This window comes from Pseudomonas sp. FDAARGOS_761 (assembly GCF_013343155.1).
GTDB classification, from domain to species: domain Bacteria; phylum Pseudomonadota; class Gammaproteobacteria; order Pseudomonadales; family Pseudomonadaceae; genus Pseudomonas; species Pseudomonas aeruginosa.
The window spans coordinates 3408954-3433203 of the sequence record NZ_CP054572.1; the positions used below are offsets into that span (position 1 = coordinate 3408954).

The 24250-nt window shown below is 65.4% G+C and carries 26 protein-coding genes and 1 pseudogene; 3 read left to right on the forward strand and 24 right to left on the reverse strand.

All coding sequences use genetic code 11. From position 1 onward, the window contains the following. Window positions 1–39: 39 nt before the first annotated feature. The 4 genes from FOC67_RS15850 to FOC67_RS15865 form a co-directional block, all read right to left on the reverse strand. Window positions 40–609: a DUF1285 domain-containing protein gene (locus FOC67_RS15850; protein ID WP_009313837.1), complete on the reverse strand. Its 570-nt coding sequence runs from the start codon at window positions 607–609 to the stop codon at window positions 40–42. Beyond that, entirely contained in the window at window positions 602–1234 is a 633-nt protein-coding gene (locus FOC67_RS15855) for a DUF4823 domain-containing protein (RefSeq protein ID WP_003091112.1), read from the reverse strand. Before FOC67_RS15855 ends, FOC67_RS15850 begins: the two co-directional genes overlap by 8 nt. 64 nt (window positions 1235–1298) lie before the next feature. Further along, complete coding sequence (locus tag FOC67_RS15860) at window positions 1299–2195, reverse strand: radical SAM protein (protein WP_003091113.1); 897 nt, start codon at window positions 2193–2195, stop codon at window positions 1299–1301. Between the two features lie 166 nt (window positions 2196–2361). Next, window positions 2362–3000: a TetR/AcrR family transcriptional regulator gene (locus FOC67_RS15865; RefSeq protein WP_003091114.1), complete on the reverse strand. Its 639-nt coding sequence runs from the start codon at window positions 2998–3000 to the stop codon at window positions 2362–2364. Between the two features lie 85 nt (window positions 3001–3085). Between FOC67_RS15865 and FOC67_RS15870 the strand changes: the two are divergent. Then, window positions 3086–4218 (forward strand): annotated as a pseudogene (locus tag FOC67_RS15870) (aminotransferase class V-fold PLP-dependent enzyme). Between the two features lie 225 nt (window positions 4219–4443). Here the strand turns inward: FOC67_RS15870 and FOC67_RS15875 are convergent. The 13 genes from FOC67_RS15875 to FOC67_RS15935 all read right to left on the reverse strand — a co-directional run bounded on the left by FOC67_RS15875 (window position 4444) and on the right by FOC67_RS15935 (window position 14498). Continuing rightward, the gene (locus FOC67_RS15875; protein ID WP_003091117.1) at window positions 4444–5220 is read right to left on the reverse strand and encodes a TatD family hydrolase; all 777 of its coding nucleotides are present in this window, start codon (window positions 5218–5220) and stop codon (window positions 4444–4446) included. A gap of 14 nt (window positions 5221–5234) precedes the next feature. Continuing rightward, window positions 5235–5591, reverse strand: coding sequence for a PilZ domain-containing protein (locus tag FOC67_RS15880; RefSeq protein WP_003091119.1), 357 nt, complete (start codon window positions 5589–5591; stop codon window positions 5235–5237). A gap of 33 nt (window positions 5592–5624) precedes the next feature. Next, on the reverse strand, window positions 5625–6611 hold the full coding sequence (locus FOC67_RS15885; RefSeq protein ID WP_003110200.1) for a DNA polymerase III subunit delta': 987 nt from the start codon (window positions 6609–6611) through the stop codon (window positions 5625–5627). Next, window positions 6604–7236, reverse strand: a complete 633-nt coding sequence (tmk, locus tag FOC67_RS15890; protein WP_003122486.1) for a dTMP kinase — start codon at window positions 7234–7236, stop codon at window positions 6604–6606. Before tmk ends, FOC67_RS15885 begins: the two co-directional genes overlap by 8 nt. A 28-nt stretch (window positions 7237–7264) precedes the next feature. After that, window positions 7265–8314: an endolytic transglycosylase MltG gene (gene mltG / locus FOC67_RS15895; RefSeq protein ID WP_003130717.1), complete on the reverse strand. Its 1050-nt coding sequence runs from the start codon at window positions 8312–8314 to the stop codon at window positions 7265–7267. Window positions 8315–8319: 5 nt separating this feature from the next. Continuing rightward, window positions 8320–9135: an aminodeoxychorismate lyase gene (gene pabC, locus FOC67_RS15900; protein WP_003113994.1), complete on the reverse strand. Its 816-nt coding sequence runs from the start codon at window positions 9133–9135 to the stop codon at window positions 8320–8322. Then, complete coding sequence (fabF, locus tag FOC67_RS15905; RefSeq protein WP_003104132.1) at window positions 9135–10379, reverse strand: beta-ketoacyl-ACP synthase II; 1245 nt, start codon at window positions 10377–10379, stop codon at window positions 9135–9137. The genes pabC and fabF overlap by 1 nt, the downstream gene beginning before the upstream one ends. 128 nt (window positions 10380–10507) lie before the next feature. After that, window positions 10508–10744 carry an acyl carrier protein gene (gene acpP, locus FOC67_RS15910; RefSeq protein WP_003091135.1) on the reverse strand — a complete coding sequence of 79 codons (237 nt, stop codon included), beginning with the start codon at window positions 10742–10744 and terminating at the stop codon, window positions 10508–10510. A 195-nt stretch (window positions 10745–10939) separates the two neighbouring features. Then, complete coding sequence (fabG, locus tag FOC67_RS15915; RefSeq protein WP_003091137.1) at window positions 10940–11683, reverse strand: 3-oxoacyl-ACP reductase FabG; 744 nt, start codon at window positions 11681–11683, stop codon at window positions 10940–10942. 24 nt (window positions 11684–11707) lie between these two features. After that, on the reverse strand, window positions 11708–12646 hold the full coding sequence (gene fabD, locus FOC67_RS15920; RefSeq protein WP_009313834.1) for an ACP S-malonyltransferase: 939 nt from the start codon (window positions 12644–12646) through the stop codon (window positions 11708–11710). Window positions 12647–12751: 105 nt separating this feature from the next. Continuing rightward, entirely contained in the window at window positions 12752–13762 is a 1011-nt protein-coding gene (plsX, locus tag FOC67_RS15925) for a phosphate acyltransferase PlsX (protein ID WP_071534418.1), read from the reverse strand. A gap of 3 nt (window positions 13763–13765) precedes the next feature. Next, window positions 13766–13948 (reverse strand): 50S ribosomal protein L32, encoded by a 183-nt coding sequence (gene rpmF, locus FOC67_RS15930; RefSeq protein WP_003091143.1) that lies wholly within the window; start codon window positions 13946–13948, stop codon window positions 13766–13768. 13 nt (window positions 13949–13961) lie between these two features. Continuing rightward, window positions 13962–14498, reverse strand: a complete 537-nt coding sequence (locus tag FOC67_RS15935) for a YceD family protein (protein WP_003091144.1) — start codon at window positions 14496–14498, stop codon at window positions 13962–13964. Between the two features lie 109 nt (window positions 14499–14607). Between FOC67_RS15935 and FOC67_RS15940 the strand changes: the two genes are divergently transcribed. Next, on the forward strand, window positions 14608–15186 hold the full coding sequence (locus tag FOC67_RS15940; RefSeq protein WP_003110197.1) for a nucleoside triphosphate pyrophosphatase: 579 nt from the start codon (window positions 14608–14610) through the stop codon (window positions 15184–15186). Window positions 15187–15268: 82 nt separating this feature from the next. Here the strand turns inward: FOC67_RS15940 and sppA are convergent, their stop codons facing one another. The 3 genes from sppA to rluC are packed head-to-tail and all read right to left on the reverse strand — an operon-like array spanning window position 15269 to window position 17883. Beyond that, on the reverse strand, window positions 15269–16249 hold the full coding sequence (sppA, locus tag FOC67_RS15945) for a signal peptide peptidase SppA (RefSeq protein WP_003091146.1): 981 nt from the start codon (window positions 16247–16249) through the stop codon (window positions 15269–15271). Then, complete coding sequence (locus FOC67_RS15950) at window positions 16242–16934, reverse strand: HAD-IA family hydrolase (RefSeq protein ID WP_003130699.1); 693 nt, start codon at window positions 16932–16934, stop codon at window positions 16242–16244. The genes sppA and FOC67_RS15950 overlap by 8 nt, the downstream gene beginning before the upstream one ends. Further along, on the reverse strand, window positions 16927–17883 hold the full coding sequence (rluC, locus tag FOC67_RS15955) for a 23S rRNA pseudouridine(955/2504/2580) synthase RluC (RefSeq protein ID WP_009313832.1): 957 nt from the start codon (window positions 17881–17883) through the stop codon (window positions 16927–16929). Before rluC ends, FOC67_RS15950 begins: the two co-directional genes overlap by 8 nt. A 576-nt stretch (window positions 17884–18459) precedes the next feature. On the opposite strand from rluC, the gene rne reads away from it, so the two are divergent. Beyond that, on the forward strand, window positions 18460–21633 hold the full coding sequence (gene rne, locus FOC67_RS15960; protein ID WP_031627547.1) for a ribonuclease E: 3174 nt from the start codon (window positions 18460–18462) through the stop codon (window positions 21631–21633). Window positions 21634–21790: 157 nt separating this feature from the next. Here the strand turns inward: rne and murB are convergent, their stop codons facing one another. From murB to FOC67_RS15980, 4 genes are read right to left on the reverse strand one after another with little or no spacing between them, the layout of a single operon-like run. Continuing rightward, complete coding sequence (gene murB / locus FOC67_RS15965) at window positions 21791–22810, reverse strand: UDP-N-acetylmuramate dehydrogenase (protein WP_003091153.1); 1020 nt, start codon at window positions 22808–22810, stop codon at window positions 21791–21793. After that, complete coding sequence (locus FOC67_RS15970; protein ID WP_003091154.1) at window positions 22807–23271, reverse strand: low molecular weight protein-tyrosine-phosphatase; 465 nt, start codon at window positions 23269–23271, stop codon at window positions 22807–22809. The genes murB and FOC67_RS15970 overlap by 4 nt, the downstream gene beginning before the upstream one ends. Beyond that, the gene (gene kdsB / locus FOC67_RS15975; protein ID WP_009313830.1) at window positions 23271–24035 is read right to left on the reverse strand and encodes a 3-deoxy-manno-octulosonate cytidylyltransferase; all 765 of its coding nucleotides are present in this window, start codon (window positions 24033–24035) and stop codon (window positions 23271–23273) included. Before kdsB ends, FOC67_RS15970 begins: the two co-directional genes overlap by 1 nt. Continuing rightward, window positions 24035–24220, reverse strand: a complete 186-nt coding sequence (locus FOC67_RS15980) for a Trm112 family protein (protein ID WP_003091157.1) — start codon at window positions 24218–24220, stop codon at window positions 24035–24037. The genes kdsB and FOC67_RS15980 overlap by 1 nt, the downstream gene beginning before the upstream one ends. Window positions 24221–24250: the final 30 nt, after the last annotated feature.

Sequence of the window (24250 nt, forward strand, 5' to 3'; positions counted from 1 at the left end):
AAAAGGCTCCCTCGGGAGCCTTTTTTCATGCTGCGCCTGTCAGTCCGGCTGCGGACCGATGGGAAAGAACTCGCCGTGGCTCCAGACGCCGAGCCATTCGATGCCGTCGATCCGGCGCGGCACCGCCAGCTCGACCAGTTGGTAGAACACGTTGCGATGCACCAGCGCCTCGAGGTTGTCGCGCACCCGCAGGTAGGGCGTGGGTTCCTGGGTGCGGGGGTCGATCTCGACGCGCAGCGGATGCCCGGCGTCCGCCTCGACCTCGTCCTCGACGTTGGTGGCGAAGCGCAGTACCTGCGCCCCGCCCTCGCCCTGCACCTGCAGGGTCACCGCGACGAAGGGCGCATCGTCGACGCGGATACCGACCTTTTCCACCGGAGTCACCAGGAAATAGTCGTCGCCGTCGCGGCGAATGATGCTGGAGAACAGCTTCACCATCGGCTTGCGTCCGATCGGCGTGCCCAGGTAGAACCAGCTGCCGTCGCGGGCGATGCGCATGTCGATGTCGCCGCAGAACGGCGGATTCCACAGGTGCACGGGCGGCAGGCCCTTCTTTTCGCCCCTGGGGATCTGCGCCAGCAGGTCGTTGGCCTTGCCGGTATCACTCATAGCCTGTTCCTCGACTGTTCAGGCCCAGCAATTCCTGGGCGTATTGCTCCAGCGGCGGACGCAGCAGGTCTTCCGGGGTGGCGTCGTAGAACGTCAGGAAACCGCCGCGGCTGCGAATGGTCGCGCTGTCCACCAGGAAACGGGTGCTGGTCTCGATCAGCATGACCTGGATGACACTGCGATCGCGCCCGACCCGGCCGAGTTCCTCTTCGTCTTCCCACTCCTCCCAGTTGCCGATCCTGTTGTCGCCCCGGGCGAAACGGCAGTACAGCAGGTAGTGGGCGCCGGCGGCACGCGCCTCGCGCATCGCGTCGTCCAGGCCGAGCGGCGCCTTGGCGCGGCGCACCAGCGGGAAATACTCGACGAAACCTTCGAAGGCCTGCTCGGCCACCACGTTCGGCCGCGCGTACCGGTAGCCCGGCGGCACGAACGGGCCCTGGCCGATGTAGATGAAGGAGTCGGCCTGGATCCGCCGGTTGTTGCTGCGCTGGCTGGCGCTGTGATCGAGCACCCCGGCGTCGCGCAGGTAGTAGTCGGCGCCGTCGGCCAGGTCGCTGGGCTTCATGCAGGCGGACAGGCTGCCCAGGAGGAGCATCGCCAGGGCGATACGGAACAGGTGCAACATCGGTCATCTCCCCTGCCGGCGTCGGAAAACCGGCGAATGACGAGCCGATGCAGCTTCCGCGCCATCACAGGCCACGCTGCCACTCCTGGCGCAGGGCAGCGTGCTGCGGCTGCTCGATGGCCTGGCGGACCTCGGCCAGCAGGCGCGCCTTGTCGGCACCCAGCTCGCCCTTGAGCACCAGATAGTTGGAAGCGTGGTCGCTGCGAAATACCGTGTCTTCGAGCTCCAATCCCTGCAACAGGCGTTCGACCTCGACGAACAGGGCACGCCGATCCAGCGCCTCGAAATCGGCGAAGCCAGCACGGAAACGCTGCTCGCCGGTAGGGAAACTCACCACCAGGGTCGACAGGTACTCCGGCTGGGCGGCGTTCATCAGGCGCGCGGAGTTGTCCGCGTGCTGCGCGCTCAGGGTCATTCCGCCCAGACCGTTGAGGATCATCACCGAACGACTGATCCCCGCCTCGCCAAGCTTTTCCAGCGCATCCAGGGTAGAGGAATAGGTCTCGCCCTTGTTGACCCGTGCCAGCACTTCGTCGTCGCCGGACTCGGCGCCGACATAGGCCATTCGCAGCCCGGCGTCGGCCAGTTCGCGCAACTCGTCGACCGACTTCCTGCGCAGGTTGCGCGGCAGGCAGTAGCTGGATACCCGCTCCACCTCCGGCAAGTGCTCGCGAATCGCCTGCAGCACCGCGAGCAGCCGGCGGGTCGGCAATACCAGGGCGTCGCCATCGGCGAGAAACACCCGCTTGACGATCAGGCGCTCGCCGCAGCGGCGGATCTCCTCCAGTACCTCGTTCTCGTCGCGGGCGCGAAATTTCTTTTGCGGCTGGGTATACATCTCGCAAAAGCCGCATTTGTTCCAGGAACAGCCATTGGTCACCGGGAGGATCAGCGAATGCGCCTCGCTCGGGGGCCGGAACACCGGTTCGATGTAGTGGATAGGGAATTCACGGACACTCATCGGAGAACTCCTGAACGAACGTGGAGCCGCCAGCGGGCCGGTGCCGCCGGCGGATTCGCCGGAAATGGGCAGCCGACGTCCCGCCGGCGGATCGATGGGCGACGAGTATATCCCTGCCGGCAAAGAGTGCGCGGGGCGCAGTGACTGCGTCCCGGCACCACAGGCATCAGGCGCTGGGAGCGTCGCCTTCGCGCTTGCGCTTGTTGCCCATGCGCACGCCGATATCCATCAGGAAGTGGAAGAAACCTTCCTGGTCTTCCAGCACCTCGCGCCAGAACGGCGAGTGGTACAGCGCCACGGCGCCATGCACCAACGCCCAGGCAGCGCAATAATGGAAGTACGGCGGAACGTTCTCCAGCTTGCCGTCGGCGATACGCTCCTTGATCAGCTGGGTCAGGCGTTCGAAGTTGGAGGCGCGGATCTTGTGCAGTTCCTCGACCATCTCCGGCACCTGGCTGGTCTTCACCACCTTCTCTTCCAGGCGGTCGAACAGGCGGTAGCGCTGCGGATCGCGCATGCGGAACTCGAAGTAGGCGCGCGACAGGGCTTCCTTGTCGCGGGCTACGTCTTCGGAATGGAACAGGGCGGCGAGATCGCGCTCGTAGTCCAGCATCAGGCGCAGGTAGATCTCCGCCTTGGACTTGAAGTGCTTGTAGATCGTGCCTTTGCCGATGCCGACGGCATCCGCGATCATCTCGACCGTTACGCTGTCTTCCCCCTGTTCGAGGAACAGCTTGAGGGCGGTATCGAGAATCTCCTGTTCACGGCGACGAAATTCACGAACTTTGCGAGGCTCTTTCTGCATAAAAAGACTGTCAGGTCAAAATGAGTCAAAAATCGAAGCCGCGTATTATGCCTATTCAGCACGAAAATGCACGGAACATCCGACGATGAATTGTTACCAGGACGAATTCGACCAGACCAACGGTCTGCGCTACCTCAACCACGCAGCGGTCGCACCCTGCCTAGACGCGCCGCCGACGCGGTGAGCGCCTTCGCCCGGGAGAACGTCGCCCACGGCGCCAGCGACTATCCGGAATGGCTGAAGATAGAACATCGCCTGCGCGAGCGCCTTGCCCGACTGCTCAATGCGCGCGCCGGCAGCGACCTCGCACTGGTCAAGAACACCTCCGAGGCGCTTTCCTTCGTAGCCTTCGGCCTGGATTGGCGAGAGGGCGACCAGGTCGTCATCGGCAACGAGGAGTTCCCCTCCAATAGAGTGGTCTGGGAAGCCTTGCGCCCGCGCGGCGTCGAAGTGGTCGAGGTCGGTCTCGCCGGCGACGACCCCGAGGGCGCCCTGCTCGCCGCCTGCGGCCCACGCACCCGCCTGCTGTCGATCAGCGCGGTGCAGTACGCCAGCGGCCTGCGCCTTGACCTGGAGCGCATCGGCACGGGATGTCGCCGCCGCGGCGTGCTGTTCTGCATCGACGCGATCCAGCAGCTCGGCGCCCTGCCCTTCGACGTACAGGCCTACGATTGTGCCTTCGCCATGGCCGATGGGCACAAGTGGATGCTCGGCCCCGAAGGGCTGGGCGTCTTCTATTGCCATCCCGAGCAGCGCGAGCGCCTGGCGCTGCACGAATATGGCTGGCACATGCTGGAACATGCCCTCGATTACGAGCGTCGCGACTGGCGGCCGGCGCGCAGCGCCCGGCGCTTCGAATGCGGCAGCCCGAACATGCTCGGCGCGATGGCCCTGGAGGCCAGCCTGGGGCTGTTGGAGGAGGTCGGCATGGAGCGGGTCGGCAGAGACATCGCCGAGCGCGTCCAGTGGCTACAGGACGGTCTGTCGGGAATTCCCGGGGTACGCCTGCACAGTCCGCGGAACCCGAGCCGACGCGCGGGTATCCTGACCTTCAGCCTGGACGGCCAGGACAGCCGGACACTCTTCGAAACGCTTCGCCAGGAGCGGGTCATTTGCGCCCAGCGTGGCGGAGGTATCCGTTTTTCCCCGCACTTCTACACGAGTTCGACGGTGATCGACGACACCCTGGCGATCTTGCGCCAGGTCGCAGGCACCTAGGTGCTCAAGGACGGCGAGGGTATTCCAAATCTGTTTAAAAAACCGCCAGCCCTGTCTGGACGCCCCACGAACATGACCAATACTGAAAGGTACTGGCGCGCGGTATCTCCCCCCAAGTACCCAGCCAGTGAAGGTACCGAGGAATGCGTACCTTTGTTCCACTCCTAATGGTCTTGACCCGGATTCATCCCCCAGAACCCGGGTTTTTTTTATCCGTTTGTCGGCCTAGCGGGCCAACGGAAACAGCCGATGGAAATTGGCGGTAGTCTGCTCCGCCAGGGTTTCCAGGCTGACGCCACGCAACGTCGCGAGGAATTCGGCGACATCGCGCACGTATTCCGGCAGGTTCGGCTTGCCGCGATGGGGAATCGGCGCCAGGTAGGGCGAGTCGGTCTCCACCAGCAGGCGGTCGGCCGGTACCTGGCGAGCCACCTCGCGCAGGGCATCGGCATTGCGGAAGGTGACGATGCCGGACAGGGAAATGTAGAAGCCCAGGTCCAGCGCCGATCGCGCCATCTCCCAGTCCTCGGTGAAGCAATGCAGCACGCCGGCCTGCGGCAACGCCGCCTCGCGCAGCAGCGCCAGCGTATCGGCGCGCGCCTCGCGGGTGTGCACGATCACTGGCTTGGCGGTGATCCGCGCGGCTTCCAGGTGCAGGCGAAACGCCTCCTGCTGCAACTCGGCGGCTTCCGGTTCGTAGTGGTAGTCGAGGCCGGTCTCGCCGATCGCCACCACCCGCGGATGCGCCAGTTCGCCTAGCAGCCAGTCCAGCGCTGGCGCGCTTCCGGGCTCCAGGTCCAGCGGGTGCACGCCGACCGAACAGTGCACGTCGGCATAGCGCTCGGCCAGGGCCTTCACCGCCTGGGCATTGTCGGCGCTGACGCCGATGCAGAGGAATTGACCGACGCCACGCGCTCGCGCGGCATCCAGCGCCGCATCGAGCGAGCCGCCATGGGCGGCCAGGTCGAGGCGATCGAGGTGGCAGTGGGAATCGACCAGCATGATCCTGTCTAGCGTTACATCGTGTGGGTCGGCCGGTCCGACTTCAGCGCCCCAGCCAGGTAGGTTTCGATCTTGTTGCGGGCGGTGTTGTCACCGTCGTTGAACTGCACGCCGATGCCCGCCGCACGGTTGCCCTGAGCGCCCTTCGGGGTGATCCAGACGACCTTGCCGGCCACCGGGATCTTCTCCGGCTCTTCCATCAGGTTGAGCAGCATGAAGACCTCGTCGCCAAGCTTGTAGTTCTTGTTGGTGGGAATGAACAGCCCGCCGTTCCTGATGAACGGCATGTAGGCGGCGTAAAGCACGGACTTGTCCTTGATGGTCAAGGACAGGATGCCGTTACGCGGCCCCAGATTGGGTGGCAAACTCATGCAGGTTCCTGCCAGTCGAATATCAGCGGGATTCTAGCCCGGCCCGGGCAGGCTTGCCCACTGCACCAGCAGGGCTTCGAGAAGCAGGACACGGTTGAGGTTGGCCTTGTTCAACACTTTCTGCCGCTGTTGCAGCAGCCAGTCCTGCATGGCCAGCACCTTGGCCTGCCCGGACTTGTCGCCCAGGTACTGGATCACCTTGCGCATGTCGGCCAGCCCCAGCCCCTCCTCGTCGCGGGTCAACTGGTAGCGCAGGATGCCCAGCGTCCAGTCGCAGAACCAGTCGAACAGCAATGGCAGCGGCACGCTGTTCCAGCTTTCGGCCAGTGGGCTGGCGGCGATCTGCTGCTTGAGCAGCTTCTTCACCCCCTCGACCACCTGCGCGCGCTGCTCGCGCACGCCCTGGCCGTGCAGGCGCTGGGCGGTGAGCGGCGAGCCGCCGGAAAGCGCCAACAGTTCCTCCAGGGCCTCGGCCGGCTCGTCGGGCAGGGCCCGCGCCAGCCATTCCAGACTCGCCGCCGCACCCGGCAAAGGGCAGGCCTGCTGCACGCAGCGGCTCTTGATGGTCGGCAACAGGCGGCTGGGCTGGTGGCTGATCAGCAGCAGCACGGTATCGCCCGAGGGCTCTTCGAGGCTTTTCAACAGGGCGTTGGCGGCATTCACGTTCATCGCCTCGGCGGGCTCGAGCAACACGACCTTGCGCCCGCCCAGTTGCGCGGTCTGCACCACGAAGCCAACCAGGTCGCGGACCTGGTCGACCCGGATCGGTTTCTCCGCTTCCTCCGGCTCCAGCACGAAGTAGTCCGGATGAGTACCGGCGGCCAGCAACTGGCAGGCCTTGCACTCGCCGCATGCGCCAGCGGCGGCGGGCCGCTGGCAGAGCAGCTGGGCGGCCCAATGCTCGGCCAGGGCGCGCTTGCCGATCCCGGCGGGACCGTAGAGCAGATAGGCGTGGGCGTGCTGGGCGCGGCCGCCCAGTTGGCTCCAGAGCGCCTGCTGCCAGGGATAGATATCAGCCATTCAGACGCTCCAGCAGATTCGGCAGCAGCCGATCCAGGCCAGCCTGCACCTCGGCCAGCGGCAACCCGGCGTCGAGCACCTGGTAACGCTCCGGGGCCTGCGCGGCGCGCTGCAGGTAGGTCTGACGCACGGCCTCGAAGAAGCGTCGGTCCTCCTGCTCGAAACGGTCGAGCCGGCCACGCGCCGCCGCCCGCGCCAGGCCGATTTCCACCGGCAGGTCGAAGACCAGCGTGAGGTCGGGCCGCAGGTCGCCCTGGACGAAGCTTTCCAGCGCGGCGATGCGCGCCTCCGGCAAGCCGCGCCCGCCGCCCTGGTAGGCATAGGTGGCATCGGTGAAGCGATCGCAGAGCACCACGGCCCCGCGCGCCAGTGCCGGACGGATGACCCCGGCGATATGCTGGGCCCGCGCGGCGAACATCAGCAACAGCTCGGTATCGGCGGCCATCGGCTCGTCGCTGGGCGCCAGCAGCAGCTCACGGATGCGCTCGGCGAGAGGCGTGCCGCCAGGCTCGCGGGTCAACTGCACCTCGATGCCGCGCTCGCGCAGGCGCTCGGCCAGGTAGTCGCGGTTGGTGCTCTTGCCGGCCCCTTCCGGGCCCTCCAGGGTGACGAACAGGCCGGTCACACGGCACTCCTTATCTTGGCTGCGCCGCTCATTGTGGCGGCGGGGTGATGGGCGCGGGGCTGGAGCGATAGTCCGAGCGACGCTTCAACTGATACTCGCGGACCGCCTTGTTGTGTTCGTCCAGGCTGCTGGAGAACACGTGGCTGCCATCGCCGCGCGCCACGAAATACAGGGTCTCGCCCTCGGCCGGATGCAGCGCGGCGCGAATCGCCTCGCGCCCGGCCAGGGCGATCGGGGTCGGCGGCATGCCCGGCACCACATAGGTATTGTAAGGGGTCGGTTCGCGCAGGTCGGCGCGGGTGATCTTGCCGTTGTAGCGCTCGCCCATGCCATAGATCACCGTCGGATCGGTCTGCAACAGCATGCCGCGCTGCAGGCGGCGGACGAAGACGCCGGCGATCTGCGAACGCTCTTCCGGCACGCCGGTTTCCTTTTCCACCAGCGAGGCCATGATCAGCGCCTGGTAGGCGTCGCGATAAGGCAGGTCCTGGCTGCGGCCATCCCATTCCTTGGCGAGGATGGTCTGCATGCGCTGGTAGGCCTTGCGCAGTATGTCGATGTCGCGCATGCCACGGGTGTAGCGGTAGGTATCGGGGAAGAAGCGCCCTTCGGCCACTTCGTCGGGCTTGCCGAGGCGTTGCATGATCTCGCCGTCGCTCAGGCCGGCCAGGGTCTGCTCCAGCTTGCCCTGCCTGGCGAGCGCTTCGCGCACCTGGCGGAAACTCCAGCCCTCGACCAGGGTCAGGCTGTACTGCACCACCTCGCCTTCACGCCAGAGTTCCAGCAGGTCGGCGCCCGTCATCCCCGGCAAGAGGCGGTATTCACCGCTGTGCAGGGCCTGGCCCGGCAGGTTGAAACGCCAGTAGAGGCGCAGCCAGAACGCGCCATGGAGCACCTCTTCCTGCTCCAGACGCGCGAGCATGCCGCCCGGCGTGGAGCCCGAGGAAACGTCCAGCAGGCGCTCCTCGGTCAATTGCAGGGGCTGCTCCAGCGCCCGCTGCTGCTGCCATGCAGCCAGGCCGACGCAGAGGCCAACGAACAACAGGCCACTCTCCAGCAGCACCAGCAGTTTGCGCATCAAAGTCAGAAATCCAGGTCGTCGCGAAGTTGGTCTTGCAGTTTACGGGTCAGCTCGCCGACCGGCCAGACGTGCTCGTCCAATGCCCGGACCGGCCAGATGCCGAACTGGCTGTTGCACAGAAAGACCTCGTCGGCCGTCGCCAGTTCAGCCATGGAAACATCCCGTATCGCCAGCGGGACGCCGATTCCTTCGGCGCGCTCGAGCAATTCCGCGCGCATCACTCCCGCGACGCCGCAGCGCCGCAGGTCAGGCGCCACGAGGGTGCCGTCGAGAACCAGCAGCAGGTTGCTGAACACGCCCTCCACCACCCGCTCGTGCACGTCCAGCATGAGCCCTTCGGCATGCCCGGCGTCGCTCCACTCGGCACGGGCGAGGACCTGCTCCAGGCGATTGAGGTGCTTGAGGCCGGCCAGCAGGGGCTGCTCGGCCAGGCGCGTACGGCAGGCGAACAGGCGCACGCCTTGCTGCCAGTGGCGCTCGGGATAGGCCGGACGCGGCGATCCGGAGAGGATTCGCCGCGGCGAGGCCTCGGCAGGCGGCGCGTAGCCACGCAAACCCTCGCCGCGGGTGACGATCAGCTTGGCGACACCGTCGCCCAGCGCCGCGCAGAACGCCAGCAACTCCTGGCGCAACGCTGCGGTGTCGAGAGGGATCGCCAGGCGTCGACACCCCTCTTCCAGGCGCGCCAGGTGGCGTTCCAGGAGACGCGGCGTGCCGGCGCGCACCGCCAGGGTCTCGAACAGCCCGTCGCCATAGGCCAGTCCGCGATCGCGCACGGACAGCTCGGCGGCGGGCCGGCCGTCGACCCAGTCCAGCATCAGTCGGCGAACCTGCGGAACACCAGGGTGCCGTTGGTCCCGCCGAAACCGAACGAGTTCGACAGGGCCACGTCGATCTTGCGCGGCTTGGCTTCGTGGGCCACCAGGTCGAGGTCGCAACCTTCGTCCGGGTTGTCCAGGTTGATGGTCGGTGGGGCGACCTGGTCGCGCAGGGCCAGCACGCTGAAGATCGCCTCCACCGCACCGGCGGCACCCAACAGGTGGCCGGTCATCGACTTGGTCGAACTCATCGACAGCGCATGGGCATGCTCGCCGAACACGCTCTTCACCGCGGCGATCTCGGCGATGTCGCCGGCCGGGGTGGAGGTGCCATGGGCGTTGATGTAATCGACCTGACGAGGATCCAGGCCGGCATCGCGCAGCGCGTTCTTCATGCAGCGGGCGGCACCGGCGCCATCTTCCGGCGGCGCGGTCATGTGGAAGGCGTCGCCGCTCATGCCGAAGCCAACCAGCTCGGCATAGATCCGCGCGCCGCGGGCACGGGCGTGCTCCAGTTCTTCGAGCACCAGGGCGCCGGAACCGTCGGACAGGACGAAGCCGTCGCGATCCCGGTCCCACGGACGGCTGGCACGGGTCGGCTCGTCGTTGCGAGTGGAGAGCGCGCGAGCCGCGCCGAAACCGCCCAGGCCGAGACCGCAGGCAGCCATTTCGGAACCGCCGGCGACCATCACGTCGGCCTCGCCATAGGCGATGTTGCGAGCAGCCATGCCGATGCTGTGGGTACCGGTGGTGCAGGCGGTGGTGAGGGCGTAGTTGGGCCCCTGCAGACCCAGGTGGATCGACAGGAAGCCGGAAACCATGTTGATGATCGAACCGGGCACGAAGAACGGCGAGATGCGCCGCGGCCCCTGCTCGAACAGGGATCGGCAGTTGTTCTCGATATTGGTCAGGCCGCCGATACCGGAACCCATGGATACGCCGATACGCTCACGATTGGCGTCGGTGACCTCCAGGCCGGAATCGCGAACGGCCTGGAAGCTGGCGGCGAGACCGTACTGGATGAACAGGTCGAGCTTGCGGGCTTCCTTGGCGGACAGGTATTCCTCGACATTGAAACCCTTGACCGAACCACCGAAGCGGGTGGAATAGGCGGACAGGTCCATATGCTCGATCGGGGCGATCCCGCTGCGACCGGCGAGAATACCTTCCCAACTGCTCGGGACATCCAGGCCCAGCGGCGACAGCATGCCCATGCCAGTAATGACGACGCGTCTACGCGACACTACGACTTCCTCTTTCTCATTTCACGGGGTTGCGCCGACAGACTACCAGAGTAGGTAAGGCGCTAAAGAAAAGCCGCACGCCCTTACAGGCTGTGCGGCTTTTCCACGTCGGAAAATCCGACGACTACTTATTGCTGGTGAGCAACGATGTAGTCGATGGCTTCCTGAACGGTGGTGATCTTTTCAGCTTTCTCGTCAGGGATTTCGGTCTCGAATTCCTCTTCCAGAGCCATCACCAGCTCGACGGTGTCAAGGGAGTCGGCGCCCAGGTCTTCGACGAAGGAAGCGCTGTTGGTGACTTCTTCTTCCTTCACGCCGAGTTGTTCAGCGACGATCTTCTTAACGCGTTCTTCGATGGTGCTCATACCTTGTTTTCACTCCTATGGAAAATCCGAGCAGCTGGGCTGCGGGTAAGTGTATAGAAAGGGTTTTCTGCTTTTCAAGCTGAACGCCTCACCTTCCCACGGCCACTTCGATAATTCTATCTAATAACCCGGCTGCAATTCCGCAACGAATTCTAGACAGCGCTTATGACAGACCCGAGAAAGGTAACGTCACATTCAGCTCATGTACATCCCACCATTGACCGGCACGGTGGCCCCGGTCACATAGGCTGCGCCGTCCGAAGCGAGGAAGCCGACCACCTTGGCGATCTCTTCCGCCTGCCCCAGGCGACCCAGCGGAATCTGGCCCAGCAGCGCTTCGCGCTGGGCTTCCGGCAGCTCGCGGGTCATGTCGGTGTCGATGAAGCCCGGCGCCACCGCATTCACGGTAATGGCACGCGAACCGACTTCCCGGGCCAGCGCACGGGTGAAGCCCTCCAGGCCGGCCTTCGCCGCGGCATAGTTGGTTTGCCCGGCATTGCCCATGGCGCCGACCACGGAACCGATGTTGATGATGCGCCCCCAGCGGGCCTTGGTCATACCGCGCAGAACGGCTTTCGACAGACGGTAGAGACTGTTCAGGTTGGTGTTGACCACATCGAACCACTCGTCGTCTTTCATGCGCACCAGCAGATTATCGCGGGTGATGCCGGCGTTATTGACCACGATCAGCGGTTGGCCGAGATGCTGCTGGATGTGCTCCAGGGTCGCGGCTACGGATTCGTCGCTGGAAACGTCCAGGACCAGGCCCGCACCCTCGACGCCATTGGCCTTGAGGGTTTCGGCGATCTTCTCGGCGCCGGACGCGCTGGTCGCGGTGCCGATGACCACGGCACCCAGGCGCCCCAGTTCCAGCGCAATCGCCTGGCCGATGCCACGGCTGGCGCCGGTTACCAATGCGACCTTACCTTGCAGACTCATGGGATTCTCTCCTTTCACTCTCTCTCAGGCCAGGGCGGCGCGCGTGGCGGCGAACGCCTCGACACCATCCAGGCCATGGGTATTGATGCCCTTCGCACAGCGCCTGTTGAGGCCTGCCAGGACCTTGCCCGGCCCGCACTCGACCAGCTCGGTGACGCCCTTTTCCGCCAGCAGCTGGATGCTCTCCACCCAGCGAACCGGGCTGTACAGCTGTGCCAGCAGGTCGCGGCGCAGCGTATCGAGATCAGCCGGCACGGCGGCGCTGACGTTCTGCACCAGCGCAATCTTCGGCGCCTGCCACTGCAAGCTTTCGACCGAGGCGGCGAACCGCTCGGCGGCCGGACGCATCAGTTCGCAATGCGACGGCACACTGACCGGCAGCGCCACCGCGCGCTTGGCGCCGCGCGCCTTGCACGCCTCGATGGCACGCTCAACGGCAGCCGCGGCACCGGCGATCACTACCTGCCCCGGCGCGTTGAAGTTGACCGCGCTGACCACCTCGCCCTGGGCCGCCTCGGCACAGGCCGCCAATACATCGGCGTCTTCCAGGCCTAGGATCGCGGCCATGCCGCCCTGCCCCGCCGGAACCGCCTGCTGCATCAGTTGGCCCCTACGCTCGACCAGCTTGACCGCATCGGCGAACGCCAGGCTTTCGGCCGCGACCAGCGCGGAATATTCGCCCAGGCTGTGCCCGGCGACGAACGCCGGGCGCGCGCCGCCGGAGGCCAGCCAGAGGCGCCAGAGCGCGATCGAAACCGTGAGGATGGCCGGCTGGGTCTTGTCGGTCTGGTTCAGGTGCTCTTCAGGTCCATTCTGGACCAGCGCCCAAAGGTCGTAACCGAGCGCCTCGGAGGCCTCGGCGAAGGTATCGCGCACCAGCGCCTGCTGGGCGCCCAGCTCGGCCAGCATGCCGAGGGATTGCGAACCCTGGCCGGGGAAGACGAATGCGAGGGATGCAGACATTGAATAGGTCCCTTGTGGTCTTTTGCTCGTCAGAGATAACGCGCCAGCCGCGACTGGCGCAGGAAACTGAGTGTTGGATGGCTGCCTGGACCGCCCGGTCACACATTAGAGCAGCAGATGCTCGAGACGGCCATGCAATCGTTGCGGCAGGTTTTCCCGGACTTCCAGTGCCGCGCGACGCAAGGCGCTCTGGAAACCCTCCTCGGCGGCAGACCCATGGCTTTTCACCACTATCCCCTGCAATCCGAGGAAACTGGCGCCGTTATAGCGTGCCGGAGCGATATCGCCGCGCAGCCGGCGCAGCAGCGGCAACGCCAGCGCACCGACCAGCTTCGCCGCCAGTCCATCGCGGAAGCGCTGTTCGATCCGCGCCGACACCATGGCAGCCAGGCCTTCGCTGGCCTTCAGCAGGATGTTGCCGACGAAACCGTCGCAGACCACCACGTCGGCCTCGCCGCGATACAGGCCATCGCCCTCTATATATCCGCTGAAATTCAACCCCTGGGCCTTCTGCAACAGGCTCGCCGCCAGCTTGACCTGCTGGTTGCCCTTGATCTCCTCGGTCCCCACGTTGAGCAGGGCGACCCGGGGCGAGACGCAGCCCAAGGCCTCTGCCGCCACCGCGCCCATCACCGCGAACTGGTAGAGATGCTCGGCACTGCAATCCACGTTGGCGCCGAGGTCGAGCAGATGACAATGCCCCTTCTCGGTCGGAACCGCCGTCACCATCGCAGGGCGGTCGATACCGGGCAGGGTCTTCAGCAGGTGCCGCGACAGCGCCATCAACGCCCCGGTATTGCCGGCGCTGACGCACGCGTGCGCCCGGCCGTCGCGGACCAGCTCCAGCGCCACGCGCATGGAAGCGTCCGGCTTGCCACGCAAGGCCTGGGAGGGACGTTCGTCTGAACCTATCACTTCGCTGGCCGCATGCACGCGCAGGCGCTGCCGGTCGAGCGACGGATAGCGGGAAAGGAGTTCTTCGAGGAGGGCAGGCTGACCGACGAGGATCAGTTGCGAATAGGAATTCTCGGCCAGGAAGGCAATAGAGGCCGGAACAACGCAGTGGGGACCGAAGTCCCCACCCATTGCATCAATCGCGATGATTGGTGCGGACAAGGATTACTCGTCGGAGCCCTTGTCTACTACCTTACGGCCGCGATAGAAGCCGTCCGGGGATACGTGGTGGCGCAGGTGGACTTCACCGGTGCTCTTTTCCACGGACAGAGCATTGGACTCGAGCGCATCGTGGGAACGACGCATGTCACGAGCGGAACGAGACTTTTTGTTCTGCTGAACAGCCATGATTGATTAACTCCTAAACGTTTGGGTCACGCTTCAACTGTGCCAGTACGCTGAACGGATTAGGACGCTTGTCCTCGACTTCGCTCGACTCCGGCTCGTCTTCGACGACGAATCCAGCCGGGTGCTGACATACTTCGGGGTCATGGGCCGGAACGATGGGTAAGGCGAGCAACAGCTCGTCCTCGACCAGCGCCAGCAGGTCCAGGGGTTCCTCCCCCACTTCCAGCGCATCGTACCCCTTCGGCAGACCGTCGGCGGACTGACCTTCCCGAAGAATGGCGTAGGTATATTCGCCATGCACGGGAATGGCCGCCGCATCCAGGCAGCGTTGGCATACCATGCTCACCTCGGTATCGAGCTGCATATGCATGACCGCCAGCTTCTGGTGGTCGCGCTCGAAGGAAACCTTCACGCGCACCTCACCGGCATCGCTGGTCAGTTGCTCGCATACACGCGGCATATCGGCGAGCGCGTACACACCCTCGAGGGTGGCGCCGCGGTCGACCAACTTGCGCGGATCGATATGAGGTGGAATCGGCCCATTCAACATAAGCGCGCCATTATAGGGACGCCCCCGCGCCTGTCAAAGGAAATTAGCCATAAACCGCTGTAAGGACGAGTCTTTTCGTTAAAATCGGCCGCTCGCCACGGAGAACCTCATGCCCGACCTGATCCTCGCCTCCAGCTCCCCCTACCGACGCGAACTCCTGACCCGCCTGCGCCTTCCCTTCGAAAGCGCCAGCCCCGATATCGACGAAAGCCATCGCCCCGGGGAAAGTGCCGAGGAACTGGTGCGCCGCCTTTCCGCCAGCAAGGCCGAAGCGCTGGCCGGACGCTATCCGCAACACCTGGTGATCGGCTCCGACCAGGTCGCCGTACTCGACGGCGACATCCTCGGCAAGCCGCACACCCCCGAACGCGCCATCCAGCAGCTACGGGACGCCAGCGGCAAGAGCGTGACCTTCCTCACCGGACTGGCCCTCCTCAACAGCGCCAGCCGGCGCATCCAGGTGGCATGCGTGCCGTTCACCGTGCACTTCCGCCACCTCGACGAGAGCCGCATCCGCCGCTACGTCGAAGCGGAACGCCCGCTGGACTGCGCCGGCAGCTTCAAGGCGGAAGGCCTGGGCGTCAGCCTGTTCCGCGCCACCGAAGGAGAGGACGCCACCAGCCTGGTGGGCCTGCCGCTGATCCGCCTGGTCGACATGCTCCTCGAGGAAGGCGTCGAAATCCCCTGAGCCGGCATTCCCATATCCGGCATTCCCATATAAAGAAGCCCGGCTTCGGCCGGGCTTCTTTATATAAGGAAGGGAAACGCTCTCAGCGCAGTACCGGCCCCTGCCAGCCCATCCACAGCGCGAGGCGCTCCGCCACACTGGCACCGAACTTCTTGGCGAAGCGATCGAAAGGCGACTCCTGCACGGTGTAATCCTCGATCTTCTTCTCCTTCACCACTTCGCGCGCCACATAGCTGGCATTGCCCAGACCGTCGATCAAACCGAGCTGCAATGCCTGTTCGCCGGACCAGACCAGACCCGAGAACAGCTCCGGATGCCCCTCGACCTTGAGCCGGTCGCCGCGCCCTTTTTTCACGCTGTCGATGAACTGCTTGTGGGTAGTATCCAGCACCTGCTGCCAGAACTGAGTCTCCTCGGGCTTTTGCGGCTGGAAAGGATCGAGAAACGACTTGTGCTCGCCGGAGGTATAGACGCGTCGCTCGACACCGAGCTTCTCCATGGTGCCGACGAAACCGAAGCTGGCCGCCGTCACGCCGATGGAACCGACCAGACTGGCCTTGTCAGCGTAGATCTGGTCGGCGGCGCTGGCGATGTAGTAGGCGCCGGAGGCACCCAGGTCGCTGATCACCGCATAGACCTTGACGTTCGGGTGCTCGCCGCGCAGGCGACGAATCTCGTCATAGATATAGCCCGACTGCACCGGACTGCCGCCCGGACTGTTGATCCGCAGGACGATCCCCTTGGTACCCTCATCCTTGAACGCCGCGCGCAAGGCCGTGACGATATTGTCGGCACTGGCCGGCTCATCGTCGGCGATCATACCCTTCACCTCGATCAGCGCCGTGTGGCTACCGCTGCGCGAGGCCGATTTCTCCAGGCTGCCGAACGGACTGAAGGCCAGCAGCACGACAAAGAGATAGATGAAGGTCAGCGACTTGAAGAATATCCCCCAGCGCCGCGCCCGCCGCTGCTCCTGGACCCCGGCGAGAACCGCCTTCTCCAGCAGCTTCCAGCTCTTGTCGTCATTCGCCTTCGGCGTTTCCGACTTCCACTCGTCAGACATGCTCAACCACTCCTGAAACCGCCTCACGTCGAGCACCGCCCAACCAGGCGCGCAACTCGGTGAAATGCTCAACTTCCAGCCGCGGCGCATAAGGCCGCAACTGCTCCAGCGATTGGGCGCCATAGGCCACCGCAACCGAATCCATCCCCGCCCGCCGCGCCATTTCCAGGTCGAACGGCGAATCACCGATCATCAGCGCCCGCCCCGGCTCGACCCGGCAGTGCGCCAGGATCTCGTGGAGCATCAACGGGTCCGGCTTGCTGGCCGTTTCGTCGGCGCAGCGGGTGATATCGAAGAAATCGCTCCAGCCATGCCCCGCCAGCACCCGGTCCAGGCCACGCCGACTCTTGCCGGTGGCGACCGCCAGGCGGAACCCTGCCTCGCGAAAATGCACCATGGCTTCGGCCACGCCGGGGAACAACCGCGACGGCTGCACCTCCTGCGCCAGGTAATGCTCGCTGTAGGCACGCCGGAAACGCTCGACCAGAGCAGGATCGCCAACCTCCGGATAGAGCGAAGCGATCGCCTCGGGCAAGCCGAGGCCGATGATGCCCTTGATCCGGGTATCGTCCCGCTCCGGCAGAGCGGTTTCCCGCGCCGCTGCCTTCATCGAATCGACGATGCGCGCGATCGAGTCGACCAGGGTGCCGTCCCAATCGAATACCAGCAACGCGTAATCAGTCATTCAAACGCTCCAGCGAACGCTGCCACATCTCGTCCACCGGCGCCTCCAGCTCCAGCACCTGCCCGTCGGGCAGCGGCACGCGCAACTGCGCGGCATGCAGGAACAGGCGCTTGCCGCCCAGCTCGCGGATCTCGCGGGAGAAATCCTCATCGCCATACTTCGGGTCGCCGGCGATGGCATGCCCGGCGTGCTTGGCATGCACGCGGATCTGGTGGGTCCGCCCGGTGATCGGGCGCGCTTCCACCAGGGTGGCGAAATCGCCGAAGCGACGCAGCACCCGGAACTCGGTCAGCGCGTCCTTGCCCTCGACGTTCACCTCGACCATCCGCTCGCCCGAACGCAGGTTGTTCTTCAGCAGCGGCGCGCGCACGTTCTTCTTGCCAGCCGGCCAGTGGCCACGGACCAGGGCGTGATAGCGCTTGTCGACGATCTTCTCGCCCCGCAGGGCCTCATGCAGGTGACGCAACATGCTGCGCTTCTTGGCGATCATCAGCAGGCCGGAGGTATCGCGATCGAGACGATGCACCAATTCGATATCCTTGGCATCGGGGCGCAACTGGCGAAACACCTCGATGACCCCGGCGCTCACGCCGCTGCCGCCATGCACGGCGATCCCGGCGGGCTTGTTGACCACGATCAGCGCCTTGTCCTCGTAGACGATCGCCGCCTCCATCCGCTCCAGCAGCCCCTGCGCCAGCGGCGCCGGCTCATCACGCTCGGCCAGGCGCAGCGGCGGCACGCGCACCTGATCTCCGGCCTGGAGCCGATAGTCGGGCTTGACCCGCCCCTTGTTCACGCGCACTTCGCCCTTACGCAGGATGCGATAGATCAGGGTCTTGGGCGCACCCTTGAGACGGGCGATAAGGAAATTGTCGATACGTTGACCAGCCAGTTCCGGCGGCACATCGAGCAGCTGGACACCGGTGGTCGGAGAGGCGGGAGTAGTCATCCGTACATCATAACAATTTTTCATTCAATTGAAGCACTTAATCATTGCTGCTATAGTCGGGAAGCCGCCATAAGCGGCCTGGCCTGCGGATGATTGCCAACCTGCATTTCCCCCTCGCCTGCAAACACTTTGAACGGACGTCAGGCCGTCCTACAGAGGCGTTTCAGCGGAAATACGAAAATTTCCAACCCGCTAACGACTCGAAACCAAAGCCTTGAAACATGAGCCGCGACCACTTCGGTGAGCGCGAGATGCCAACCCGCTCCGGATACTGCGAGCGGCGCCCGATTCTTAAGGAACATGTGTAGGGTGGAGATGTACGGCTGTTGGACTGCGTAGCTTCTAGCTTGATCCAGACGCATTTTTCGTCCGCCTCCGACAGCCGATTCCTCCTCCTGACTCAAGTGCTTCTGAAACACAGGAAGCAGGAGACGTAGTCGCGGACCGGCACCCAGTGCCGAGCGCCGCTGGACACGGGAATGGCCCGCCATTCCTGAATACGCGCCCGAGCACCGACCGTGAGAGTCGTGTGTGCCGATCGCCGTTTCCGGTAGCCCCGGAAACCATTGGTACTACATGAAAAGAATGCTGATCAACGCGACTCAACCCGAGGAGTTGCGTGTTGCACTGGTCGACGGCCAACGCCTGTTCGACCTCGACATCGAGTCGGGCGCCCGCGAGCAGAAGAAGGCCAACATCTACAAAGGCCGCATCACTCGCGTCGAACCCAGCCTCGAAGCCGCCTTCGTCGACTTCGGCGCCGAACGCCACGGCTTCCTCCCCCTCAAAGAAATCTCCCGCGAATACTTCAAGAAATCCCCCGAAGGCCGGATCAACATCAAGGAAGTCCTGAGCGAAGGCCAGGAAGTCATCGTCCAGGTCGAGAAGGAAGAGCGCGGCAACAAGGGCGCCGCCCTGACCACCTTCATCAGCCTGGCCGGCCGTTACCTGGTGCTGATGCCGAACAACCCGCGCGCCGGCGGCATCTCCCGCCGTATCGAAGGCGAAGAGCGCAACGAGCTGCGCGAGGCCCTGAACGGCCTCAACGCACCGGCCGACATGGGCCTGATCGTGCGCACCGCCGGCCTCGGCCGCAGCACCGAGGAACTGCAGTGGGACCTCGACTACCTGCTGCAACTGTGGAGCGCGATCAAGGAAGCGTCCGGCGAACGTGGCGCGCCCTTCCTGATCTACCAGGAAAGCAACGTCATCATCCGCGCCATCCGCGACTACCTGCGCCAGGACATCGGCGAAGTGCTGATCGACAGCATCGACGCCCAGGAAGAAGCCCTGAACTTCATCCGCCAGGTGATGCCGCAGTACGCCAGCAAGGTGAAGCTGTACCAGGACAGCGTTCCGCTGTTCAATCGCTTCCAGATCGAGAGCCAGATCGAGACCGCCTTCCAGCGTGAAGTGAAGCTGCCGTCCGGCGGCTCCATCGTCATCGACCCGACCGAGGCCCTGGTTTCCATCGACATCAACTCGGCGCGCGCCACCAAGGGCGGCGACATCGAGGAAACCGCCCTGCAGACCAACCTGGAAGCGGCCGAGGAAATCGCCCGCCAGCTGCGCCTGCGTGACATCGGCGGCCTGATCGTCATCGACTTCATCGACATGACCCCGGCGAAGAACCAGCGCGCCGTGGAAGAGCGTGTCCGCGAAGCCCTCGAGGCCGACCGCGCGCGCGTCCAGGTCGGTCGCATCTCGCGCTTCGGCCTGCTGGAAATGTCCCGCCAGCGCCTGCGTCCGTCCCTCGGCGAGACCAGCGGCATCGTCTGCCCGCGCTGCAACGGCCAGGGCATCATCCGCGATGTCGAGTCGCTGTCGCTGGCCATCCTGCGCCTGATCGAGGAAGAAGCCCTGAAGGACCGCACCGCGGAAGTCCGCGCCCGCGTGCCCTTCCAGGTCGCCGCCTTCCTGCTCAACGAGAAGCGCAACGCCATCACCAAGATCGAACTGCGTACCCGCGCGCGCATCTTCATCCTGCCGGACGATCATCTGGAAACCCCGCATTTCGAAGTCCAGCGTCTGCGCGATGACAGCCCCGAACTGGTTGCCGGCCAGACCAGCTACGAAATGGCCACCATCGAGCACGAAGAAGCCCAGCCGGTCAGCTCGACCCGCACCCTGGTCCGCCAGGAAGCAGCAGTCAAGACCGTCGCTCCCCAGCAGCCCGCACCGCAACACACCGAAGCACCGGTCGAGCCGGCCAAGCCGATGCCCGAGCCGAGCCTGTTCCAGGGCCTGGTGAAGTCCCTGGTCGGCCTGTTCGCAGGCAAGGATCAACCTGCCGCCAAGCCTGCTGAAACCAGCAAGCCGGCTGCCGAGCGCCAAACCCGCCAGGACGAGCGTCGCAACGGCCGCCAGCAGAACCGCCGCCGCGATGGCCGCGATGGCAATCGCCGCGACGAAGAGCGCAAGCCCCGCGAGGAACGCGCAGAGCGCCAACCGCGCGAAGAGCGCGCCGAACGCCCGAACCGCGAAGAGCGCAGCGAACGCCGCCGCGAAGAGCGCGCCGAGCGCCCGGCTCGCGAGGAGCGCCAGCCGCGCGAAGGCCGTGAAGAGCGCGCCGAGCGGACGCCCCGCGAAGAACGCCAGCCGCGCGAAGGCCGCGAAGGTCGCGAGGAACGCAGCGAACGCCGCCGCGAAGAGCGCGCCGAACGCCCGGCTCGCGAAGAGCGCCAACCCCGCGAAGGCCGTGAAGAACGCGCCGAGCGCCCGGCCCGCGAAGAGCGCCAGCCGCGCGAGGATCGCCAGGCTCGCGACGCCGCGGCCCTGGAAGCCGAGGCGCTGCCGAACGACGAGAGCCTGGAGCAGGACGAGCAGGACGATACCGATGGCGAGCGCCCGCGCCGCCGCTCCCGCGGCCAGCGTCGTCGCAGCAACCGCCGCGAACGCCAGCGCGAGGTCAGCGGCGAGCTGGAAGGCAGCGAGGCGACCGATAACGCCGCCGCGCCGCTGAACACCGTCGCAGCCGCCGCTGCTGCCGGTATCGCTGTCGCCAGCGAAGCCGTAGAAGCAAACGTGGAGCAAGCCCCGGCCACTACCAGCGAGGCTGCCAGCGAAACCACGGCAAGCGATGAAACCGACGCACCGACCAGCGAAGCCGTGGAAACCCAGGGCGCGGACAGCGAGGCCAATGCCGGCGAAACCGCCGACATCGAAGCGCCGGTGACCGTCAGCGTGGTCCGGGACGAAGCCGACCAGAGCACCCTGCTGGTCGCGCAAGTCACTGAAGAAGCTCCCTTCGCCAGCGAAAGCGTGGAAAGCCGCGAAGACGCCGAGAGCGCCGTGCAACCGGCAACGGAAGCGGCCGAAGAAGTTGCCGCCCCGGCGCCCGTCGAGGTAGCAGCCCCTAGCGAGCCCGCAGCCACCGAGGAGCCGACCCCGGCCATCGCGGCGGTGCCGGCCAACGCGACCGGCCGTGCCCTCAACGACCCACGGGAAAAACGTCGCCTGCAACGCGAAGCCGAGCGTCTGGCACGCGAAGCCGCAGCAGCAGCCGAAGCGGCAGCTCAGGCCGCTCCCGCCGTCGAGGAGATCCCGGCTGTAGCGAGCGAGGAAGCGTCGGTCCAGGAGGAACCTGCTGCACCCCAGGCTGAAGAAATCGCCCAGGCCGACGTTCCGTCTCAGGCGGACGAAGCCCAGGAAGCGGTACAGGCCGAGCCTGAAGCTTCCGGCGAAGACGCCGCCGACACGGAGCACGCGAAAAAGACCGAGGAAAGCGAAACCTCGCGCCCGCATGCCTGAGTGACAGGCTGAAAAAAGGGGATGCCATGGCATCCCCTTTTTTTGCGCGCCATTCCGCGGCACTCCGGCATACCGCCCGTCATGACCAGAGCCGCCGAACACGCACAATGAAAAAGGGATGCCGCCGGCATCCCTTTTTCATTCTCCAGCCGCACCCTCAGTAGAGATTGGGTTCAGGCTCCAATTCGACGCCGAAACGCCGACGGACGTCCTCCTGGATACGCTCGGCCAATGCCCGGACCTGGGCACCAGTGGCGCCGCCATGGTTGACCAGGACCAGCGCCTGCTGCGCGTGTACCCCCACCGGGCCATCGCGGAAACCCTTCCAGCCACCCTTGTCGATGAGCCAGCCTGCAGCCAGCTTCAGCCGACCGTCCGCCTGCGGATAGCCGACCAGATCCGGGAAGGCCTGACGCAAGCGTTCGGCCTGCGCCGCATCCACCAGCGGGTTCTTGAAGAAGCTGCCGGCATTGCCCAATACGGCGGGGTCGGGCAGCTTTTCCCGGCGAATGGCGCAGATTACCCGGCTTACGTCCCTGGCCGTCGGACTGGCGATGCCCTCCTCCTCCAGGCGCTGGCGTACCGGCCCGTAGTCCAGGTGCAGCCTCTCCCGCCGTGTCAGGCGCAGGCGCACGCGGAGGATCAGCCAGCGATCCGGCTCCTGCTTGAACAGGCTGTCGCGGTAGCCGAAACGGCAGGCCTGGCGATCGAACTCACGCAGGGTTCCATCCTGGCGATCCAGCGCCGTCAGGCTGTCGAAGACATCCTTCAGCTCCACGCCATAGGCGCCGATGTTCTGCATCGGCGCCGCACCCACGGTGCCGGGAATCAGACTGAGATTTTCCAGACCGGCCAGGCCCCGCTCCAGGCTCCATTGCACGAATGGGTCCCAGGCCTCGCCCGCCTCCGCCTCGACCAGCACCGAATCCGCGGCATCGGAAACAATTCGCCGCCCCTGGCTGGCCATGCGCAAAACCAGCGCCTCGACGTCACGGGTCAGCAGGAGGTTGCTGCCACCACCGATCACCAGCAGCGGCAATCCACGCTCCCGAGCCAGGGCCAGGGCCTCGCGCACATCAGCCTCGTCCCGGGCGTGGGCCAGCAGGCGGGCGCGCACGTCGATGCCGAAGGTGTTATAGGGCTTCAGCGAGCAATGCTCTTGCAGTTCCAGGCTCACAGTCGCCCCTTGGCTTCGATCAACAGACGGTCGCAGGCATGTTCGATCAGGTCGAGGACCTGCTCGAAGCCTTCTTCGCCGCCATAGTAGGGATCGGGCACTTCGTCCCGCTCGGATCCGTAGCGACGCAGGAACAGATCCAGTTCGGCGGCACCGCGCCCGGCACGCAGGGTCTCGAGGTCAGCCAGGTTGGACAGGTCCATGGCCAGGATCAGGTCATGGCAGGAGAAATCCTCGATGCCGACCTGGCGTCCACGCAGTGCCGACAGGTCGTAGCCACGCCTTTGCGCGGCCAGGCGGGTGCGCTGGTCAGGCGCCTTGCCGACATGCCAGCCGGCGGTGCCAGCGGAATCGACATGGATACGGGAGGCCAGACCGGCCTCCTCGACCTTGCGCCGGAACACGCCTTCGGCGGTGGGCGACCGGCAGATGTTGCCCAGGCAGACGAACAGGACGCGCATCAGCCCCCCAGCACGCGGCGAACGCGTTCGAGGTCTTCCGGCGTATCCACGCCCGGAAGCATGGTTTCGCGAGCATCGGCCACATGGATTCGCACCCCGTGCCAGAGCGCGCGCAATTGCTCGAGGCTTTCGGCGTTCTCCAGCCAGCACGGTCCCCAGGCGACGAAATCGGCAAGGAAACCCACGCGATAAGCGTAGATGCCGATGTGGCGACGATAGGGCACGCCCTCCGGCAGCCTGTCGCGATCGCGGGCGAAGGCGTCGCGAGCCCAGGGCAAGGGCGCACGACTGAAAGTCAGAGCCAGGCCGTCGATGTCGGTGGCGACCTTGACCACGTTCGGATTGAACAGCGCGGAGACCTCATGGATCGGCTCGGCCAGGGTAGCGATGGCGGCTTCCGGGTGCGCCGCCAGGTTGGCCGCCACCTGGTCGATGAGCGCCGGGGGGATCAGCGGTTCGTCGCCCTGGACGTTGACCACGATGGCATCGCTGGCCAGGCCGAGCCGGGAAGCGACTTCCTCCAGGCGATCGGTGCCGGAGTTGTGCTCGGCACGCGTCAGCAGCGCCTCGGCGCCGAACCCCTGGCACGCCGCCAGGATGCGTTCGTCGTCGGTGGCGACGACCACGCGGCTGGCGGCGCTCTTGCGGGCCTGGTTCCAGACGCGCTGGATCATTGGCTGGCCGGCGATATCCTGCAATGGCTTGCCGGGCAGACGAGTGGAGGCGTAGCGGGCGGGAATGACGACAGTGAACGCCTGGGTCATTACTTGTCCAGCCGCTCGTCCACGTTCAGGGAGCGAGCCTCGCTCTCCAGCATCACCGGGATGCCGTCGCGGATCGGATAGGCCAGGCCAGCCTGCTTGCTGATCAGTTCGGTCTTGTCTTCGCTGAGCACCAGCGGGCCCTTGGTCAACGGGCAGGCAAGAATATCGAGGAGTTTCGGGTCCATGGCGGAGTCCTTCATACAATGGCGGCACGG